This window comes from Bradyrhizobium sp. NBAIM14, from assembly GCF_020193895.1.
In the GTDB taxonomy this organism is placed as follows: Bacteria; Pseudomonadota; Alphaproteobacteria; order Rhizobiales; family Xanthobacteraceae; genus Bradyrhizobium; species Bradyrhizobium yuanmingense.
On sequence record NZ_JADYVQ010000016.1, the window covers coordinates 31845 to 48139 of the forward strand.

The 16295-nt window shown below is 63.7% G+C and carries 15 protein-coding genes; 8 read left to right on the top strand and 7 right to left on the bottom strand.

All coding sequences use genetic code 11. From position 1 onward, the window contains the following. Window positions 1–6 precede the first annotated feature (6 nt). Entirely contained in the window at window positions 7–1131 is a 1125-nt protein-coding gene (locus I6F28_RS28310; RefSeq protein WP_225142262.1) for a hypothetical protein, read from the top strand. Window positions 1132–1527: 396 nt separating this feature from the next. Here I6F28_RS28310 and I6F28_RS28315 read toward each other — a convergent pair whose 3' ends face one another. The 3 genes from I6F28_RS28315 to I6F28_RS28325 are packed head-to-tail and all read right to left on the bottom strand — an operon-like array spanning window position 1528 to window position 4332. Continuing rightward, on the bottom strand, window positions 1528–2118 hold the full coding sequence (locus tag I6F28_RS28315) for a Smr/MutS family protein (RefSeq protein ID WP_036003140.1): 591 nt from the start codon (window positions 2116–2118) through the stop codon (window positions 1528–1530). Then, window positions 2115–3647 (bottom strand): murein transglycosylase A, encoded by a 1533-nt coding sequence (mltA, locus tag I6F28_RS28320; protein WP_225142263.1) that lies wholly within the window; start codon window positions 3645–3647, stop codon window positions 2115–2117. The genes I6F28_RS28315 and mltA overlap by 4 nt, the downstream gene beginning before the upstream one ends. Beyond that, window positions 3625–4332 carry a Tim44/TimA family putative adaptor protein gene (locus tag I6F28_RS28325; RefSeq protein WP_225142264.1) on the bottom strand — a complete coding sequence of 236 codons (708 nt, stop codon included), beginning with the start codon at window positions 4330–4332 and terminating at the stop codon, window positions 3625–3627. Before I6F28_RS28325 ends, mltA begins: the two co-directional genes overlap by 23 nt. 397 nt (window positions 4333–4729) lie before the next feature. Here I6F28_RS28325 and secB point away from each other — a divergent pair, with 397 nt between their 5' ends. Beyond that, entirely contained in the window at window positions 4730–5218 is a 489-nt protein-coding gene (gene secB / locus I6F28_RS28330) for a protein-export chaperone SecB (RefSeq protein WP_109141965.1), read from the top strand. Here secB and dnaQ read toward each other — a convergent pair. The 4 genes from dnaQ to I6F28_RS28350 are packed head-to-tail and all read right to left on the bottom strand — an operon-like array spanning window position 5209 to window position 8047. Continuing rightward, window positions 5209–5931: a DNA polymerase III subunit epsilon gene (gene dnaQ / locus I6F28_RS28335; RefSeq protein ID WP_109141966.1), complete on the bottom strand. Its 723-nt coding sequence runs from the start codon at window positions 5929–5931 to the stop codon at window positions 5209–5211. The genes secB and dnaQ overlap by 10 nt on opposite strands. 29 nt (window positions 5932–5960) lie before the next feature. After that, window positions 5961–6560, bottom strand: a complete 600-nt coding sequence (gene coaE, locus I6F28_RS28340) for a dephospho-CoA kinase (protein WP_109141967.1) — start codon at window positions 6558–6560, stop codon at window positions 5961–5963. A gap of 23 nt (window positions 6561–6583) precedes the next feature. After that, on the bottom strand, window positions 6584–7192 hold the full coding sequence (locus tag I6F28_RS28345) for a Maf family nucleotide pyrophosphatase (protein ID WP_225142265.1): 609 nt from the start codon (window positions 7190–7192) through the stop codon (window positions 6584–6586). Window positions 7193–7201: 9 nt separating this feature from the next. Next, window positions 7202–8047 (bottom strand): pyruvate, water dikinase regulatory protein, encoded by an 846-nt coding sequence (locus tag I6F28_RS28350; protein ID WP_036003121.1) that lies wholly within the window; start codon window positions 8045–8047, stop codon window positions 7202–7204. 460 nt (window positions 8048–8507) lie between these two features. Here I6F28_RS28350 and hemJ point away from each other — a divergent pair, with 460 nt between their 5' ends. The 6 genes from hemJ (at window position 8508) to I6F28_RS28380 (ending at window position 16229) form a co-directional block, all read left to right on the top strand. Further along, window positions 8508–8942, top strand: coding sequence for a protoporphyrinogen oxidase HemJ (gene hemJ / locus I6F28_RS28355; protein WP_225113153.1), 435 nt, complete (start codon window positions 8508–8510; stop codon window positions 8940–8942). A gap of 255 nt (window positions 8943–9197) precedes the next feature. After that, window positions 9198–10463 carry a transcription termination factor Rho gene (rho, locus tag I6F28_RS28360; RefSeq protein WP_008133567.1) on the top strand — a complete coding sequence of 422 codons (1266 nt, stop codon included), beginning with the start codon at window positions 9198–9200 and terminating at the stop codon, window positions 10461–10463. A gap of 306 nt (window positions 10464–10769) precedes the next feature. Continuing rightward, on the top strand, window positions 10770–12125 hold the full coding sequence (mnmE, locus tag I6F28_RS28365) for a tRNA uridine-5-carboxymethylaminomethyl(34) synthesis GTPase MnmE (protein WP_225142266.1): 1356 nt from the start codon (window positions 10770–10772) through the stop codon (window positions 12123–12125). A 531-nt stretch (window positions 12126–12656) separates the two neighbouring features. After that, window positions 12657–14537 (top strand): tRNA uridine-5-carboxymethylaminomethyl(34) synthesis enzyme MnmG, encoded by a 1881-nt coding sequence (gene mnmG, locus I6F28_RS28370; RefSeq protein WP_225142267.1) that lies wholly within the window; start codon window positions 12657–12659, stop codon window positions 14535–14537. A gap of 23 nt (window positions 14538–14560) precedes the next feature. Beyond that, window positions 14561–15334, top strand: coding sequence for a 16S rRNA (guanine(527)-N(7))-methyltransferase RsmG (gene rsmG / locus I6F28_RS28375; RefSeq protein WP_463671678.1), 774 nt, complete (start codon window positions 14561–14563; stop codon window positions 15332–15334). A 28-nt stretch (window positions 15335–15362) separates the two neighbouring features. Continuing rightward, window positions 15363–16229: a ParA family protein gene (locus I6F28_RS28380; RefSeq protein WP_025033064.1), complete on the top strand. Its 867-nt coding sequence runs from the start codon at window positions 15363–15365 to the stop codon at window positions 16227–16229. Window positions 16230–16295: the final 66 nt, after the last annotated feature.

Below are 16295 nucleotides of genomic sequence, written 5' to 3' on the forward strand. Positions count from 1 at the left end.
TGCGGCGTGACCGTACGCATCCTGCAAAATCCCTGGCGGCTCCTGCTCGCGATCAACGCGGCGGTCATCGTCGGCGTGCTCATTCACAAGATCCAGCTGCCGCCTTACGTCCCCTACATCCATCTCCTGGTCGACTATCATTTCGGCTTCATCAAGCGCGCGCTGATCGGGGCAATCGTCGCGCTGTTCACCGACAAGGTGCCGGTATGGCCAGTGTTCGCGCTCGGCGGGGCGACGTGGCTTGCAACGCTGGGCCTCTATGCCAGGCTCTTCCAGAACACGTTCGGCTTCTCTGCGAAAACGCTGCCTCTGTTCGTCTTCACCGCGGGCTCGCCGTTCTTCCTCAAGAACTTCATGCACACGCTCGGCCATTTCGACATCTATGGCTGCGCGCTGGCGATCATCCTGCTGCTGATGCCGGCGGGCTCGCTGGTCTTCGTGGCCATGGCTGCGCTGTTCTCGATCGTTCTCGTGCTGATCCACCACATTCATCTCTTGATGTACGTGCCGACGATCATCACCATCGTCGTGATCCGGCATTACCTTGCTTACGGTTGTGACCGCAGCAATGTTGTCTTCGGCGGGGTCGCTCTCGCCATTGTCTCCGCGCTGTTCTTCGCCGCGCAGTTTCTGGGAACGATGCCGGTCCCCGAAGCGGACTTCGTCGCCTATCTCAAAAGCCGGATGGCCGATCCTGCGCGCATCGACCTCTTGCAATTCGCCTACATCTGGTACCAGCCGCTGGCGAAGGAGGTTGCCGACACCTGGGGCCGCCTGCCGCACAACATCCTCGGCGTGCCCGTGTTCGCAGCTCTGATCTGGCTGCACGCGCCGCTGTGGCGCTTCTTTGCCAGCCTGATCGGCGCGCTCGCCAGCGATCTGCACAAGCGGCTCGTCATCGCAGCACTGGTCGGCATCAGTGTCACCTATCTCGTGATGTTCGCGATGGTGTTCGACTATTCACGCTGGATCTCGAACTGGGCGGTCTGCATGTTCCTGATCCTGCACGCGGTGAAGATGCTGCCGGCCAAGCAGGAAGCAGCGCTGATCCCGGCGGAGGATCGCAAGACCAACATTTTCGGTCTGATCCTCACGCTGATCCCACGCGTCGGAATCATCCGACCGTTTTAGAGGTAGACCCAGCCTCAGAGAAGGTGAGCTCCCTCACCCGCTTGCGGGCAGGGCTATCGCATTTGAGATTTTCCCTGCGGCCATCCTTCGAGACGCCCGCTTGAGGCGGGCTCCTCAGGATGAGGTCGGAGTGCGCGGTGGCAGTTTCAACGGGCACTGACGCCGATTAGCCTCATCCTGAGGAGGCGCGTCAGCGCCGTCTCGAAGGACGAGCCGTGCGCGCAGACCGCCGCCACAAGTTATATGCGATTGCCCTGCGCTTGCGGGGGAGGGTTGGGGAGAGGGTGTCTCCGCAGAGCGATTCCCCAAGAGGAAAGAGCCCTCACCCGCCGCGCTTCGCGCGTCGGCCTCTCCAGCAAGCGGGAGAGGCAAGGGAAGCCGCATGCGCCGAGACTGCTACCCTCTCGCCCGCCTGATCCGCACATACAGCGCCCCCTCGCCGCCGTGGCCGATCGCGGCTTCCTCGAAGCCGACCACGAAGGCGCGGAATTCCGGCAGGCTGAGCCATTCCGGCACTTGGCGGCGGAGCACGCCGCTTTCGCCGCCACTGCGTCCCTTGCCGGTGATGACGAGCACGAAGGTGAGGCCGTCCTGATGGGCGCGGTGCAGGAAGCCGGCCAGCGCGCGATGGGCGCGCATCTGGGTCATGCCGTGCAGATCGAGCCGTGCCTCGATCTCGCTGCGGCCGCGCGACAGCTTGGTTCGCTCGCGCTTGCCGAGCGGCGCTAGCGGCGGAATCGACGGCTTTGCAGCGCGCGGCGCCGGTGCAGCGGCAACCGGCCTTGACGGTGGCGAAGTCCTCGTCACCTGGGACCCGGGCGAAGATTCGGCGCGCGGGGTAGCATGCGCCTTGGCCGCGCGATGCTTCCGCAGCGGCTTGACATGCTTTGCGACGAGATCCCACAGCTCGCGCTCCTCCTCGCTCAGCGCGCGACGGCGCGGCGAGGGGCGAGGCTCCAGCACGGGCGGACGGGACGGCCGTTTCATTGCGGGCGATGAGGACGATTCTTTGCCGGACGGCGCGGCTCAGGGGCAGGCTCGATCGCGGGACGCGGCACCGGCAGCGGAACCGGGCCGGCGACGGCGACTGTTTCGGTCTTGCCTTGCGCCGCCGCGGCGACGGGCGTGCCGGTCTTTGCCGGATCGGTCTGCGGAAACAGCTTTGCGATCTTCTCGGCGGGCCTTGGGTCCGGGATTGGCAGCTTCGCGGCGCGCGGGGCGGGATCGAGGCTCTTCGGCACCAGCATCACGAATTGCATGGGGTGGCGCAGCCGGCCGGAGACACGGCCGGCATCCGCGCCGGCGCCGAAAAACAGATCGGCCCGTGCTGGCCCGATGATGGCAGAGCCGGTGTCCTGCGCGATCATCAGCCGGCGGAACGGCGTCTTGGCGCGTTCTGACTCGATCGGAAGCTCGCCCTCGATGAAGAACGGCGTGCCGTAGACATGCAGCGATTTGTCGACGGCGATGGAGCGCCCCGCGGTCAAGGGAATGCCTTGCGCGCCGACTGCCTCCTCCTTGTCGGAGAGGTTGACCTCGCGGAAGAAGATGTAGGCGCGGTTCGCGCGGCGCAGCTCCTTGGCGCCGTCGGGGTTCTGCGCCATCCACTCCCTGATCTTCTGCATCGACATCTCCTCTCTCGGGATGATGCCGCGCTCGATCAGGATGCGACCGACCGCCGTGTAGGGATAGCCGTTATAGGCGTCGTAATTGAGTCGAACCGAGCTGCCGTCGTCGAACTTGATGCGGGCCGAGCCCTGGATCTGCGCGAACAACAGATCGGTCGGATCCTTCAGCCAGGCGATCTCGAGCCCCCGGCCGGCGATCTTGCCGTCCTCGATCTCGCCGCGGTCGTAATAGGGCACCAGCTTGCGGCGGCCGATCTTGCGATAGACCGGGCCCTTGTTGGGCAGGCTGAGCGCATCCTGCTTGTAGCCGCGCACAAACAAGTTCGAGGGACGGCGATAGACCGGCACGTTGTAGACATCGGACTGCGTGCGCGACCCCTCCAGCACCGGCTCGTAATAGCCGGTGACGAAGCCTTCGGGCTCGCCGAGCCGCGAGATCCGCAGCGGCGTGAAATTCTCCTCGAAGAAGGTCTTCGCTTTGCCGTCGTCGGCGAGATCGAGCGTTTTAGCGACGCGGCAGGGCTCACCCAGCGATGTGCCCAAAGCTTTGGGCTCGGCCTTGGCTTCGCCGTTCTGCGCATTGATCGGCTTGCAGCTGGCGCGGAAGGTCTTGTACGCGGCGAGATGATTGTCGTCGCCCCACCCCTTCACGTCCGCCCAGGCCAGCGGCAGATATTGCGCGCCGGGAATTTCGAACGGCAGGGAGAGCTGCGGATAGGGCAAGGCCCGCGGCGGAGCGGCAGGCGTTCGCGGCAGATGGTGGTGGCTGCGATGGTGACGCCGCGCCGCCTCGGCGCCGAGCGAAAACGACGACAGCGCGACGGCAGCTGCGCAAAGCGCCGTCGCGCCGTTCTTCAGGAAGATCTTAATTCGCGCTTCCGGTGCCAACCAGCTTCCAGTTCGGATCGCGAGAGGAGGTGTCGCGGGCGAAAGTCCAGATATCGGTGATGTCGGCGACCGTGTCGGCGCTGCCGTCGACGATGTTGCCGGCCTTGTCGCGGGTGGCCGAGATCATCTGCGAGACGAAGCGCACGGTGAGCTGCGCACTGCGATCGCGCAACTCGGCGCCGACGAGCTCGGCCTTGTCGATCGACACGAACCGCGTCTCGGTCTTCTGCTCGTTCTTCTCGCGTTCCTTGATCGCAGCGTCGAAGCTTTCATAGACGTCCGACGACAACAGATCGCGCAGCGCGCGGCGGTCGCCATTGGCAAAAGCGAGCACGATCATCTCGTAGGCGCCGCGCGCGCCCGAGAGGAAATGGCGCGGGTCGAAGCTGGAATCCTTCTCGACGATGGCATCGAGACCCTGCGCCAGCGGCGTGCCCGGCTCGGTCAGCCCCTTCCAGCGATCGGCCGGCGCGGTCGGCTCGGCCGTCGGCGCCAGCGGGGCCTGGTCGATCACCTTGCCCGGCATGGTCACGACGTTGTTGTCCTGGGCGCCTCCGAGCGCGTTGCGGGCGGCGGTGCGATCGAACGGCGGCCGCTCGTTGCCGGTGCGCTGCCCCAGCACGCTACGCAGCCGCAAGAAGATGAAGACGGCCAGCGCCAGGAATATGATGGTGTAGATGTCCACGTCGTATTCGCTTTCTGGTCTTTGCAGGGCTCGTTGCCGGGAAAATCAATCCGGCCAGTAGACCGTTCCTTACGGAAACGGCAAGTCTACATCACCATTTTGGGTCCACGTCAGGTCCGTGGGATGTAGGCACGAAATCTGGCCCGGCCAATGGCGCCTTTTGGCACAGCGCCAAGTGTAGCGCGTTTTATGCTTAAGGGGAAACCCGATCCTGCCTGGAAATGGCGCATCTTCAATCGTTTAAGGCGAAATTTCGCGGAAAAGGCAGGAGGAACGTCAAAGCCGCGATTGCGGCCCGAATTCCCGGTCCGGGACCGTTCGTCCTTGTGGAACGAGCCGGCCCTATGTTAGCCAACCGCCGCGAAATTCAGCCCCAATCGGGTAAGGAGACACTTTCATGACCAACGGTAACGGTACCCCTCCCGAGGCGGCCCAGGCTCCCCAGCTCAACGTGCTGGCGCAATACACCAAGGACCTCTCGTTCGAAAATCCCAACGCGCCGAGCTCGCTGCAGCCGCAGAGCCAGCCGCCGCAGATCAACATCCAGATCAACGTCAACGCCAACAATCTCAATGAACAGGAATTCGAGGTGACGTTGTCGGTCGAGGGCAAGGCCGAGACCGCCGGTAAAGTGATGTTCTCGTTCGAGCTCGCCTATGCCGGCGTGTTCCGGATCGTCAACGTGCCCAAGGAGAACCTGCACCCGCTGGTCATGATCGAGTGCCCGCGCCTGTTGTTCCCGTTCGCACGCGAGATCATTGCGACGGCGGTGCGCGATGGCGGGTTCCCGCCGCTGATGCTGGATCCGGTCGACTTCGTCGGTCTCTACCGCCAGAACATGGAGCGGCAAATGGCCGCTCAGGGCGGACAGGCCGGTCAGGCCTGAGCCGCCGCCAGCGCGACTGGAGCGGGCAGGTACTCGTTCCAGATCGCCTTGTCGCCGAGCGTTGCGATGAAGGCCCGATGAGCCTCGCGCTCGGCTTCGGAAATCCGCGGCGCGAGCGGCACCGGGCGTTGCCGCCGCGGCGCATCGCCGGCGCTATTGACCCTGATCTCCTCGGCGTCCGAGGCCAGCAGCAGCTGCGACTGCCGCGCTCCGACCAGATCGACATAGACCTCGGCGAGCAGCTCGGCGTCCAGCAGCGCGCCGTGCTTGGTACGGTGTGAATTGTCGATCGAATAGCGCGAGCAGAGATCGTCGAGCCGGTTGGACACGCCGGGATGCTTGCGACGCGCCAGCAGCAGCGTATCGACCAGGCGCTCGCGCGGGATCGCGGTGCGCTTGATGCGGTCGAGCTCGGCATTGATGAAGCCGATGTCGAACGAGGCGTTGTGGATCACCAGCGGGGCGTCGCCGATGAACGCCAGAAAATCGTCGGCGACCTCGTGAAACAACGGCTTGGTCGCCAGGAATTCGGACGACAATCCGTGTACCGCAAACGCTTCCGCCGGCATGTCCCGCTCGGGGTTGATGTAGACGTGATACGTCTGTCCGGTCGGCATGCGGTTGAAGATCTCGACGCAGCCGATCTCGACCAACCGATCGCCGCGCAGCGGATCGAGGCCGGTGGTTTCGGTGTCGAGGACGATTTCGCGCATGTCTCTTGGAAGCCGTGTGAGGCGGCGAATCAGGTCCGCCGCTGCGGCATCTTAACGACCTCGGCCAGGATGTGCGCGATTTGGGCCCGCACGGGGTCAAGTCCGTGTGAGGTATCCACCACGAAATCGGCCCGCTTGCGCTTCTCGGCATCCGGCATCTGCTTGGCGATGATGGCATCGAGCTTGGCCTCGTCCATCGTGCCGCGCGCCAGCACCCGCTGGCGCTGCAGCTCGGGCGAGGTCGAGACCACGACCACGGCATCGACCCGCTTCTCGCCGCCGGTCTCGAACAGCAGCGGGATGTCCAGCACCACGACCGGCGCCTTGGCGGCCTCGGCGTCGGCAAAGAATTTCTGCCGGGACGCGCCGAGCATGGGATGAACGATCTGCTCGAGCTGCTTGATCGCGGCGGGATCGTGCACGACACGCGCCGACAGCTTTTGCCGGTCGACCTTGCCATTCGCGGTGGTGCCGGGGAAAGCGGCCTCGATCGCGGGGGCGGCCTCGCCCTCATAGAGCTGATGCACGGCGGCATCGGCGTCGTAGACGGGGACGCCGGCCTCCGCGAACAATTTCGCGGTGGTGGATTTGCCCATCCCGATCGAGCCGGTCAGTCCGAGAATTCGCATCAGCACCCAGCCTTCTCTCGCATCTACACCGCAATTAGCTGCTCGCTGCGCAAATACGCAAGCAGCGGCAGCAGCGGCAGGCCGAGAATGGTGAAATGGTCGCCCTCGATGCGCTCGAACAGATGGATGCCGAGGCCCTCGAGCTGATAGGCGCCGACGCTTCTGGTCACAGCGTCGCCCGCGGCGTCGAGATAGGCCGAAAGATCGGCTTCGCTCATTCCCCGCATGGTCATGCGCGCCACGGAAACGTCCTCGAAGAGAATCCTGCCATCCTGCGCCACGGCGACGGCGGAATTCAGCTCGTGCGTCCGACCGGCGAGATCGCGCAATTGCGCCAGCGCCTGGGCGCGGCCTGCCGGCTTGTTGAAGAGACGGCTCCCGAGCGCCAGCGTCTGGTCGGCGCCGATCACATAATGTCCGGGATAACAGGCAGAAACAGCCTTGGCCTTTTCGCGGGCCAGCAGCAGGGCGATCTCGCGCGGGTTGGAGAGCTTTGACGCGGCCTGGATGCCACGCTCGTCGATATCAGCGGTGACAGCCTCGAATGCGAGCCCGGCATTGGCCAGCAGCATTTTGCGCGCGCTGCTTTGCGAGGCCAGGATCAACGGACGTTTGCCGCGCCACAGGCTCATCGGCGACACTTACTCGGACGGCCGGTTGCGCTGGCGATCGCTATACAGCTTCATGATCGCCGCCGCGGTTTCCTCGATGGAGCGGCGCGTGACGTCCAGCAGCGGCCAGTCATGCTTGGCGCTCAGCTTGCGCGCGAACGCGACCTCCTCCGTGACCGACTGCTTGTCGGTGTAGGTATCGCTGCCGCTGCTGGACTCGGCGCCCATGGACAGCAGACGGTTCTGCCGGATCTGAATCAGGCGTTCCGGCGTCGCGTGCAGGCTGACCACCAGCGGCCGCGTCAGCGTCTCCAACTGCGGGGGCACCGGAATGCCCGGCACCAGCGGCACGTTGGCGGTGCGAATGCCGCGATTGGCGAGATAGATCGATGTCGGCGTCTTCGATGTCCGGGACACCCCGACCAGTACCACGTCGGCCTCGTCGAGACCTTCGACATGCTGACCGTCGTCATGGATCATCGTGTAGTTCAAGGCATCGATGCGCTTGAAATATTCCGCGTTGAGCACGTGCTGGGCGCCGACACGGCCGGTGGTCGCTGCTCCCAGATAGGCCTCGAACAGCTGCATCACCGGTCCGATGATCGACAGGCTCGGAACATTGATCTGCTTGCACTTATCCTCGAGTCTGGCGACCAGATCCTTCTCGAGCAGCGTGAACAGCACGATCCCTGGCGCTTCCTCGATCTCATCAAGCACGCGGTCGAGCTGCTTCTGGCTGCGCACCAGCGGATAGACGTGCTCGACCGGCGTCACGTTGGCGTATTGGGCCGCGACCGCGCGCGCCACGGTGATGAGCGTCTCACCCGTGGAGTCCGAGACCAGGTGGAGATGGAAATAATTGTTCGAGGTCGGCACAAAAACCCTTTGAATTTCGTTGGGGTGGTTTGTGGATTTCTGTGGAGCTTAACCTCTCGGAAAGGGATGTGCGACACCAGGGGCGGGACAAGGCGTGATTTTCTTCACACCGCTGCCGGTCAGGACAAATCCGACGCCTCGCCGAGAGGGAAGCGGGATTGCGCGGACAAGTCCCTTGATAAGCTGCCGATACAATCGCGCAAGCCTTTGAAGCCGGCTGACTTATCGGAAGTCGACAAAGGCTGTCCGGAATATGTGGATGGATGTGAACAAGCGCGCGTGAACGCGCGGACGGAATTGCGTGAGTCCAATCCACGGTCACATAGACTCAAACCTTAAGAATCTAAGATTCTAGATTTGAGGAAGGCGCTACAGAGGGATATGTGTGCGGGGTAAGACCTTAACGGGTTCTTACTATCCCCAGCGTTCCCGCGCTGGGCAGCAAGCCGGACCCCCGAAAATGTTCGAAGACGTCTATCTCTGGATCAAGGCGCTGCACGTGATCGCCGTCATCTCCTGGATGGCCGGCATGCTCTACCTGCCGCGGCTGTTCGTCTATCACTGCGAGGCCGAAATCGGCTCGAAGCAGTCGGAGACGTTCAAGGTGATGGAACGCCGGCTGCTCAAGGCGATCATCAACCCCGCGATGATGGTCACCTGGCTCGCCGGGCTCTATCTCGCCTGGTCCGGCCATTGGTTCTCGTTCGGCTGGCTGCACGTAAAACTGGCACTGGTCCTGGCGCTCTCGGCGGTCCACGGCTTTTTTTCCCGCTGGGTCAAGGATTTTGCCGCCGATAAGCGCCCGCGAAGTCAGAAATTCTATCGCATAATCAACGAGGTGCCGACCGTCCTGATGATTTTCATCGTCATCATGGTGATCGTGAAGCCGTTCTAGGCAGACCGCGCGGCGATTAGCTCAGCGCTTCGGCTTGCGGAGCGCCAGGCGATTTTCTATATTATCGATATCCCACCCAACGCAGGCGGATGTGGTTGTGTCCGAGCCTTCCAGAGGCCGGACCCCGCATCAGGATTGAAGCCTCACCGGCGTTCACCTTGCCAGACCTGCGGACCTTACCTGCACCTGCTCGCGTCCGCATTTCAGAGCCTCCTCGCACCCCCTCTTTTCAGGTTACCCCACAGGACCACCCCAATGCGGGAAATCAAACTCGAAGACCTCAAGTCCAAAACGCCGGCCGAGCTCGTCTCGTTCGCGGAGGAGAATGGGGTCGAGAATGCCAGCACCATGCGCAAGCAGGAGCTGCTGTTCGCCATCCTCAAGCAGCTGGCGCTCGCCGAGACCGATATTGTCGGCCAGGGCGTCGTCGAAGTTCTCTCCGACGGCTTCGGCTTTCTCCGCTCGCCCGACGCGAATTATCTGCCGGGCCCCGACGACATCTACGTGTCGCCCTCGCAGATCCGCCGTTTCGGCCTGCGCACCGGCGACACCATCGAAGGTCACATCCGCAGTCCGAAAGAGGGCGAGCGCTACTTCGCGCTGCTGAAGGTCAACACGCTCAATTTCGAGGATCCGGAAAAGGCCAAGCACAAGGTCAATTTCGACAACCTCACGCCGCTGTTTCCGAATCAGCGTTTCCGCATGGAGATCGACGATCCCACGCGGAAAGACCTGTCTGCACGCGTGATCGACATCGTCGCGCCCATCGGCAAGGGCCAGCGCGCCTTGATCGTGGCACCGCCGCGTACCGGTAAAACCGTGCTGATGCAGAACATCGCGCATTCGATCACGCACAATCACCCCGAATGCTATTTGATCGTGCTCTTGATCGACGAGCGTCCGGAAGAAGTCACGGACATGCAGCGCTCGGTGAAGGGCGAGGTCGTGTCCTCGACCTTCGACGAGCCGGCGGTGCGCCACGTTCAGGTCGCCGAGATGGTGATCGAGAAGGCAAAACGCCTGGTCGAGCACGGCCGCGACGTCGTGATCCTGCTCGATTCGATCACGCGCCTCGGCCGCGCCTACAACACCGTGGTGCCGTCATCCGGCAAGGTGCTGACTGGCGGTGTCGACGCCAACGCGCTGCAGCGTCCGAAGCGCTTCTTCGGCGCGGCCCGCAACATCGAAGAGGGCGGCTCGCTGACCATCATCGCGACCGCGCTGGTCGATACCGGCAGCCGCATGGACGAAGTCATCTTCGAAGAGTTCAAGGGCACCGGTAACTCGGAGCTGATCCTGGACCGCAAGGTCTCGGACAAGCGCACCTTCCCGGCGATCGATATCTCGCGCTCCGGCACCCGCAAGGAGGAGCTCATCACCGATCCGCAGGTGCTCAAGAAGATGTACGTGCTCCGCCGCATCCTCAATCCGATGGGGACGATGGACGCGATCGACTTCCTGCTCGACAAGCTGCGCTCGACCAAGAGCAATTCGGAGTTCTTCGACTCCATGAACACCTGAGTGCACTGCAATAAATCCCGGGGCGCCTTCGGGCGCCCTTTTTGTTGCGGTTTTGCTGCAGCGAAGGTGCAGCATGAGCGGCAGCCGGTGCTCGACCTAGGTTTCTCACTAACCTGTTGATATTGAAAAGTAATTCTTGAAACCCTAGTCGGCCTCCTCCTGCGATCAGGCCAACTGCAGCAGAATGCTGCGGTTATATTGCGGTGCAAAATCGATTTGCTGCAGAACCTGGTGCAGCAAATCCGGTTGCTCTCGATCGCGAGAAACTGACGTTTGCGTTTTCGGCCGCAGCCGGACAAATAGGCTATGCATCCACGAGACCAGACCATTTTCGCGCTGTCATCCGGGCGGGCGCCCAGCGCGATCGCCGTGGTCCGCGTCTCCGGCTCGCAAGCCGGCGCGGCGCTGACGGCGCTTGCGGGCCGGCTGCCGGCGCCGCGACAGGCGAACCGTCGGCTGCTCCGGGACGGCGAGGGCCAGCCGATCGACGATGCGGTCGTGCTCTGGTTTCCAGGACCGGCCAGCGCCACCGGCGAGGATGTTGCCGAGTTTCACGTTCATGGCGGCCGGGCGGTGCTCGCGGCGCTCTTCGCTGCAATTTCCGATATCCCGAATACACGTGCGGCCGACCCCGGCGAGTTCACGCGCCGCGCCTTCGAGAATGGCAAGCTCGACCTGACCGAGGCCGAGGGGCTCGACGACCTCATCCACGCCGACACCGACCGCCAGCGCCGCCAGGCGCTGCGCCAATTACAGGGCTTGCTCGGCGACCGCGCGCGCGACTGGCGCGAGCGCATCATCGAGGCCTCCGCGCTGATCGAGGCCGGCATCGATTTTTCCGATGAAGGCGACGTGCCGGCGGAGCTGAGGGCGCCAGCAATGAAAGCGATCAGAGCGCTTCACGACGAAATCACAGAAGTGCTTGCGGCACAGGGGCATTCTGAACGGCTGCGCGAGGGCCTTGTCGTTGCCATCGCCGGCGAGCCGAATGTCGGCAAGTCGACGCTGATCAACCAGCTCGCGCGCCGCGAGGTCGCGATCGTCTCGCCGCATGCCGGCACGACGCGCGACGTCATCGAGGTGCAGCTCGACCTCGACGGCTATCCCGTCACGGTCATCGACACCGCTGGCATCCGCGAGACCGAGGATCCGGTCGAGCAGGAAGGCGTGCGCCGCGCCCGCGCGCGCGCCGAGGACGCCGACCTGGTGCTGTGGCTGGTGGAGGGCGGACAAGCCGTCGATCCGGATACAATGCGCTCGCGCTGGACATTGGCGGACGGTGCTGTTCCGTCCGGCGGCTCGGTCTGGATCGTGCGCAACAAGATTGATCTCGGCAGGGTCGGAGCAGCCAGGCCGAGCGAGTTCGGGATCTCGGCAAGCCGGGGCGACGGCATGCCTGAGCTGGTCGAGGCGCTGGTGAAATTCGCTTCGGAGTTCTTCGGAACCACCGAGGGCGCCATGGTGACCCGGGCGCGCCAGCGCGAATTGTTGAGCCGGGCCTCAGACAGCTTGCGCCGGAGTCTGGACCTTGTAGAACACGGCGAGGAGCTCGCGGCCGAAGAGCTGCGGGCGGCCGCCTATGCCCTAGGCCGGCTCTTGGGCCGAGTGGACGTTGAAGATGTCCTCGGCGCCATCTTTCAGAAATTCTGCATTGGAAAGTAGGGCTAGTCCTTCATTGTAGAACTAGCCCTTGTTCCGTTTCTTCTGTTTCACGTGAAACGGGGAGGCAAGTTCGGCGCAGTGGTTTCGAGTTGTTTCACGTGAAACAGCACGAGCACCAGCGGACCAATGCCGTCCCGTTGCGATCTGACATACTTCAGTGTGGTGAAAGTCGAAGTGATAGCCGGGGCCGCCAACCTCGTCATTGCGAAGCGCAGCGAAGCAATCCAGACTGTCTCCGCGGAGGGATTTCCGGATTGCTTCGCTGCGCTCGCAATGACGGGGTATGTGGCGATTGCCTTGCGTCCGACTGATGGCTCCCATGGCGGGACAACAGGACGACGACATCACGGGCCGTAAAAGCCCCCGATCTTGTTTCACGTGAAACACCATAACGGATCAATGCAGCTCCTACTGTGCATGGGGTTGTTTTCGCTAAAGTGCTTCCGACTTGGGCCGCGCCTGTTTCACGTGGAACATGTGACCCCGAGTTTCCACTTCCGGCTTTCTCGCCGCTAAGCTAGAAGTCCGTCCATGCGAACAGAGCGAGAGAGCTTCGACGTCATCGTCATCGGCGGCGGTCACGCCGGCTGTGAGGCCGCGGCTGCTTCTGCCCGGATGGGTGCGACGACCGCTCTGGTAACGCACCGTTTCTCGACCGTTGGCGCGATGTCCTGCAATCCCGCCATCGGCGGGCTCGGCAAAGGGCATCTGGTCCGCGAGGTCGATGCGCTCGACGGCCTGATGGGCCGTGTGGGCGATGCCGGCGGCATTCAGTTTCGCGTTCTCAATCGTCGGAAAGGTCCGGCCGTCCGCGGTCCGCGGGCTCAGGCCGACCGCAAGCTCTATGCGGTGGCGATGCAGGCCGCGATCCGCCAGACCGAAGGTCTTTCCGTCATCGATGGCGAAGCCGACGAGCTGGTTGTAGTCGATGGCCGGGTGACCGGGCTTCGCCTGGCCGACGGCCGGGAGCTGCGGGCAGGGGCCGTTGTCGTGACCACCGGCACCTTCCTCCGCGGTCTCATCCATCTCGGCGAGAAGAACTGGCCCGCCGGACGCGTCGGCGAGGCGCCTGCGATGGGCCTTTCCAGCTCCTTCGAGCGCGCCGGCTTCACTCTTGGACGTCTCAAGACCGGGACGCCGCCGCGTCTCGACGGCACCACGATCGACTGGTCCGCAGTCGAGATGCAGCCCGGCGACGAGCCGCCGGAGCCGTTCTCGGTGATGACCGAGCGGATCACGACGCCGCAGATCCAGTGCGGGATCACCCGGACCACGTCCGCGACCCATGAGGTGATCCGGGCCAATGTCCATCGCTCCCCGATGTACTCCGGCCAGATCAAGAGCTCCGGTCCACGCTATTGCCCCTCGATCGAGGACAAGATCGTCCGCTTCGGCGACCGCGACGGTCACCAGATCTTTCTGGAGCCGGAAGGGCTCGACGACACGACCGTCTATCCCAACGGCATCTCGACCTCGCTCCCCGAAGAGGTCCAGCTCGCGATCCTCGCCAGCATCCCCGGCCTGGAGCGGGTGAGGATGGTCCGTCCCGGCTACGCCATCGAATACGACCACATCGATCCCCGCGAGCTCGATCCGACCCTCCAGACCAAGCGTCTGCGCGGTCTCTTCCTGGCCGGGCAGATCAATGGCACCACCGGATATGAGGAAGCCGCCGGGCAGGGCATCGTCGCCGGCCTGAATGCCGCGCTCTCCGCCAGCGGTGCCGCGCTCACCGTGTTCGACCGTGCCGACGGCTATCTCGGTGTGATGATCGACGACCTCGTCACCCGCGGGATCAGCGAGCCCTATCGCATGTTCACCTCCAGGGCCGAGTACCGGCTGACCCTGCGGGCCGACAATGCCGACCAGCGTCTCACCGAGAAAGGGATCGCTTTGGGATGTGTCGGCAGCGCCCGCATCAGGCATCATCGCGCCAAGATGGACGCCCTGAACGCTGCCCGGACGTTGTCGAAGTCCCTGACCATCACCCCGAACGAAGCCATCAAGCACGGGCTGTCGCTGAACCGGGACGGCCAACGCCGCTCGGCGTTCGAGCTGATGGCCTATCCGGAGATCGGCTGGAGCCAGGTCCGCGCGATCTGGCCTGAGCTGTCGGCCATCGATCCCCTCATCGCGACCCATCTCGAGATCGACGCCAAGTACGACGTCTACCTGGAGCGCCAGAGCGCCGACGTCGAAGCCTTCCGGCGCGACGAGGGCATGGTGCTGGCGGATGTCGATTACCAGCTCGTGCCCGGTCTCTCCAATGAAGTGCGCGCCAAGCTGGAGAAGGCACGACCGTTCACCGTCGGCCAGGCCGGCCGGATCGACGGGATGACGCCGGCGGCGCTCGGCATTCTCGCGGCCTATCTCCGCCGCGAGGCACGGAAGACTTCCAAAGCAATCGCATAAAGCCAATCGCATAGGCGTTTCACGTGAAACAGCGCGGATCGGGCGGAGATCGACCGCCATCGCGAAGACCCGGAGCGGGTGAGGGCGCCGGGCAGCGAAGTGAACCTGGAGTGGCCGGCCCGAAGATCAGCAAGGCCGCGGCCAACGACAAGGTGCTCGATTCGATCATCGCCGCTGACAAGACCGCCGCTATGAAGCTCGCTCCCGTTTCACGTGAAACCGAGGAGCGGCTTGATCGCTACATCGCGCTACTCCGGGAGTGGCAGGCCAAGACCAATCTCGTCGCGCCATCGACTTTGCCAAACCTCTGGACCCGGCACATCGCTGACTCGCTCCAGCTCGTCGATCTCGCACCGGCTGCAAAACGGTGGGCTGATCTCGGGAGCGGCGGCGGATTTCCCGGCGTCGTGCTCGCCTGCGTCATGGCCGGCACGCCTGGCGCGAGCGTCCATCTGGTCGAGCGAATCGCCAAGAAGGCCGCTTTTTTGCGCGAAGCGATCCGCGTCACCACATCTCCGGGAGTCGTACATCTCGCTGAGATCGGGGATAATGTGGATAGAATCACCGGCCCCGTCGATTGCGTCACCGCGCGTGCGCTGGCTCCGCTACATCAACTCATCGGCTTTGCGGAGCCGCTGATGAGCCAGGGCGCAAAAGCGTTGTTTCCCAAGGGTCAAGATGTAGAGGCTGAATTGACCGAAGCCGCTAAATATTGGAATATTCGGCCGCAGCTCCACCAAAGCCGCACGGGCGACGGCTGGATCGTGGAGCTCAATGCCGCCGAACGGCGCAACTGAGGCGTTAAGGGGTGAGTGGGGAATTGCGATGAGCGTGATTGACGAACCGCAGCAAGAACAGACGGCCCAAAAGACCGACGAGGTCCCCCACGGCCATCCGCGCATCCTCGCGCTGGCGAATCAAAAGGGCGGGGTGGGGAAAACAACCACAGCGATCAACTTGGGCACGGCGCTCGCGGCGATCGGGGAGCGCGTCCTGATCGTCGATCTCGATCCTCAGGGCAACGCCTCGACCGGCCTCGGCATCGATCGCCGCAACCGCTCCTGCTCGACCTACGACGTGCTGATCGGCGAAGCCGCCTTGCGCGAGGCGGTGGTCTCGACCGCGGTGCCGCGGCTGCACATCGCACCATCGACCATGGATCTCTCCGGCCTCGAGCTCGAGCTCGGCACCACGCCCGGCCGCGCCTTCAAGTTGCGCGATGCGATCGGCGCGCTCAACAACAACGTCTCGCCGGACGCCGACTACACCTACGTGCTGATCGACTGCCCGCCCTCGCTCAACCTGCTTACGGTCAACGCGATGGCGGCCTCGGATGCGATCCTGGTGCCGCTGCAATGCGAGTTCTTCGCGCTCGAAGGTCTGTCGCAATTGTTGCAGACCGTGGAGCAGGTGCGCTCGACACTCAATCCGAACCTGTCGATCCACGGCATCGTGCTGACCATGTTCGACTCGCGCAACAACCTGTCGAACCAGGTCGTCGCCGACGTCCGCCAGTTCATGGGCGAGAAGGTCTACAAGACCATGATCCCGCGCAACGTGCGCATCTCGGAAGCGCCGTCCTACGGCAAGCCGGTGCTGGTCTACGACCTCAAATGCGTCGGCAGTGAAGCTTACTTGCGCCTCGCCACCGAAGTGATCCAGCGCGAGCGCGAGTTGCGCACCACGCATTGACAATGCCGTAGGGTGGGTTAGCCGAAGGCGTAACCCACCACGGTCTATCTCAGTGGAAACAGAGGA